The organism is Leucobacter sp. M11 (assembly GCF_035726885.1).
Lineage (GTDB): Bacteria > Actinomycetota > Actinomycetes > Actinomycetales > Microbacteriaceae > JAPFRB01.
In genome coordinates this window covers 439,373-442,505 of the sequence record NZ_JAPFRB010000004.1, presented here as the reverse complement: position 1 = coordinate 442,505, position 3,133 = coordinate 439,373, and the positions used below count along the sequence as shown (strand labels likewise).

Below are 3,133 nucleotides of genomic sequence, written 5' to 3'. Positions count from 1 at the left end.
CTGCTCGCCAAGCACACCCGGGCGGTCCGCGAGCACGTGACCGCGCTCGGCGGCCGGGAGTACTGGAGCGCCCTGCCCGAGTCGCCCGAGCTCGTGATCGCCTTCATCCCGAGCGAGTCGCTGCTCGCGAGCGCCCTCGAGGCCGACCCGAGCCTGCTGGAGTACGCCTTCGAGCAGCGCGTGGCGCTCGCCTCCCCCGTGAGTCTCTGGGCCATCCTCAAGTCCGTCGCGCACACCTGGCGGCAGGACACCCTCACCGAGGAGGCGAAAACGCTCTTCGATCTCAGCCGCGAGCTGCACACCCGGCTCGGCCGCACCGCCGGGCATCTCGACAAGCTCGGCCGCACCCTCTCGCGCGGCGTGCAGGACTACAACGCCTTCGTGGGTTCCTTCGAACGGCAGGTGCTTCCCACGGCGCGCAAGATCGGAGCGCTCAACGAGGGCAAGATCCTCGCCGGACCCGAGGAGGTGGACACCGCGGTGCGCCCGCTCACCGCCCCCGAGCTGCGGCACGACGAGTCGCTCCCGCTGGCCAGCACCGCGGGACTCTCGGCCGCCGCGCGCCGGGCGCTCCCCGATACCCCGCTCGATCTGAGCGTCCTCGGCTCGCGTGCCGAGGAGGCCGCGACCGCCGATGAGCCCGCCGGGCCGGACGGGCCACGCTGACGCGGCTCCCCGGGGCGTTGCGGCGCGCTCGCTAGGCGTGTTCGATGAGCCAGGCGAGCCCGGCAGCGGGCACCGCTCGGTCCGCGAGGGCGTGCCGACGGACCCCAAGCTCATCGTGCGACGCATCCGCGCGTGCGCCCGCCGGGGACGGCTGCCCCGCCCACACGCGGGACAGTCCGACCCGCGCGAGCACCGCCTCCGAGGCCGGGTTGTTGCTCAGTACCCGGGCCGTCACGGGCCACTCGGGGCGGGCCTCCCGGGCCGCGCGGAGCGCGACGCGGGCGACCTCGGTGGCGAAGCCGCGGCCCCAGGCCTCCGGGGTCAGCCGATAGCCCAGGTTCCAGAGCTGCGGGCCGACCGCGGTGACCCCGCCGACGCCGATGAGCGCGCCCGCGGGCAGCCCCGCCGAGAGATCCTCCCGGAGCCGGAGCGCCCACTGCCCTGCCCCGAAGCGCTGCCAGCTCTGCTCGGCCTGGCGCAGCAGTTCCCGGGTCTGCTCCGGGGAGCGGTGCCGTCCCTCGGGCAGGTGCGCCCAGGTTCCCGGGTCGGCGAAGATCGCGTGCACCTCGGCGAGGTCGGCCTCGCCCAGCGGCGTCAGGCGCAGGCGCTCGCTCCGGTGCTCGGTACCCGGGATCACCGCTCGTCGCTGTTGGCCGAGTCCGGGCCCGCAGGCTCCGGGTCGATCAGGTCCGCGCCGTGCTCGGCGTCGATGCGGCCCGCGGCCTCCCCCGCGAAGAGCGTGCCCACCACGAGCAGGTCCACGTGGATCCCGGTGAGCGCGCCGTCCGCGTCGCGGCTTTCGAGCACGGGGTAGGCCCCGTCGCCCCAGCCGGCGGCGCTCAGGATCACGTTTTCGCCCGCGGCGGCCAGGGGCATCACGATGTTCGCGGTGCCCTCGGGGTGCGGGGTGTCGCTCGTCAGGGTGGCGATCCAGCCGCCGCCGTCCTCGGGGTTGAACACCGAGTCGTACCAGGCGTTCGGATCGGCGGGCATGGCCCCGGCCACGGCAGAGGCGTCCACGAAGCCGATCGTGCCCGCGTCCACGGGCACCGCGTAGAAGCCGCCCTCCTCGGCGTGCTCCTCGGGGCTCTCCTCCGGATCGGGCTCGACGGCCGCCGCGGCCACGGAGGCCGTTGGCGCGTCCGACAGCACGAGGCTCAGGTAGGCCTCGCGCGGGTGCGAGCCGTCCTGCTCGGCCGAGACATCGGCGACGGTGAGGAACACCGGGTAATCGCCCGCCGGGATCGGCACGATGAGCGCGTCATCGAGGAAGACAAAGGGATCGGTGACGCCGAGCCTGCCGGAGGGCACGCGGAGCACCCCGAGGTCGTGCACGGTCAGGGCGGCGGGCGCGCCGTCGGGCTGGACCGCAGGTCCCGTGCGGAGGGCGAAGAAGGCGTCTGAGTTCACCCCTGTAGCCTAACCCGGTCGGCGTCCGCGGGCCTGGGCAATCCGTGTCGGCACGCGGCTTCAACCGCGGTCGGCGGCGCGCCTGGCGGCCACGACGCTTCCCGCCGGATGGTGGCTGTGTTTGACTGGGGCCATGAGCCACGTCGATCCCGATGCCCTGACGGGGAAGATCATCCTGCCCGACCTGCTGGAGCCTCCGGAGCGGCGACCGCTCACGGACCGGGGACTGCCCGAGCCGCGCCCGGACGGCCCCTCCCCCTATCCGAGCTACGAGTACCGGCTCGATCTCGAACGGATTCGCTTCTCGTCCTACTTCTCTCGCCTCTCCGCGGTGACCCAGGTCGTGCCGCAGGGCAGCGTCGGCCCCGTCCTGCACAACCGGCTCACGCACTCGATCAAGGTCACGGCGGTCGCGCGCGAGATCGCCGTCACCCTCGCAAACGACCCGGGCGAGCGGGGCGAGCTGATCCGCGCGCTCGGCGGCATCGAGCCCGTCGTGGTCCAGGCAGCGGCGAGCGCGCACGACCTGGGGCACCCGCCGTTCGGGCACCTCGGGGAGCACACCCTGGACCGCCTGGCGCGCACCCGGCTGGACCTGCCCGAGGGCTTCGAGGGCAACGCGCAGACATTCCGGATCCTGACCGCGCTCGACGCGAATGAGCACGCGGAGACCGGGCTGAACCTGACGAAGGCGACCCGCGCGGCGGTGCTGAAGTACCCCTGGACCCGGTTCGCCTGGCGCGAGGAACACGAGGGCGGCGCGGAGCCGGTGCCCGCGGAGCGCCCCCGGGGCATCGGGGACGAGCCGCAGGACGGCGCGGCGAAGTTCTCGGCCTACGCCCTGCACGCCATCGAGATGGCCGAGGTGCGGCGCGCGTATCCCGCGCTGGGCCCGTGGCAGCAGACGCTCGAGTGCTCGGCGATGGATATCGCGGACGACATCGCCTACTCGGTGCACGATCTGGATGACTTCTACCGGACCGGGGTGCTCCAGCAGGTCGCGGTGTCCTCGGAGCTGCGCAGCTGGCTCCGGGGCGCGGCGGAGCTCGCGCGCGCC

At 73.9% G+C, this 3,133-nt stretch carries 4 protein-coding genes; 2 read left to right on the top strand and 2 right to left on the bottom strand.

The genetic code is table 11. The annotated features are described in order from the left end of the window. Positions 1–666, top strand: a 666-nt coding sequence (gene rmuC / locus OOT08_RS14185) for a DNA recombination protein RmuC (protein ID WP_325093438.1), incomplete at its 5' end; no start/stop codon positions are given. A 31-nt stretch (positions 667–697) separates the two neighbouring features. Here rmuC and OOT08_RS14180 read toward each other — a convergent pair. Together OOT08_RS14180 and OOT08_RS14175 are read right to left on the bottom strand one after the other, a co-directional pair. Beyond that, positions 698–1,303, bottom strand: coding sequence for a GNAT family N-acetyltransferase (locus OOT08_RS14180; RefSeq protein WP_325093437.1), 606 nt, complete (start codon positions 1,301–1,303; stop codon positions 698–700). Beyond that, positions 1,300–2,076: a DUF4241 domain-containing protein gene (locus OOT08_RS14175; protein WP_325093436.1), complete on the bottom strand. Its 777-nt coding sequence runs from the start codon at positions 2,074–2,076 to the stop codon at positions 1,300–1,302. The genes OOT08_RS14180 and OOT08_RS14175 overlap by 4 nt, the downstream gene beginning before the upstream one ends. A 133-nt stretch (positions 2,077–2,209) precedes the next feature. On the opposite strand from OOT08_RS14175, the gene dgt reads away from it, so the two are divergent. After that, positions 2,210–3,133: dGTP triphosphohydrolase (dgt, locus tag OOT08_RS14170; RefSeq protein WP_325093435.1), on the top strand; the 924-nt coding region annotated here is incomplete at its 3' end.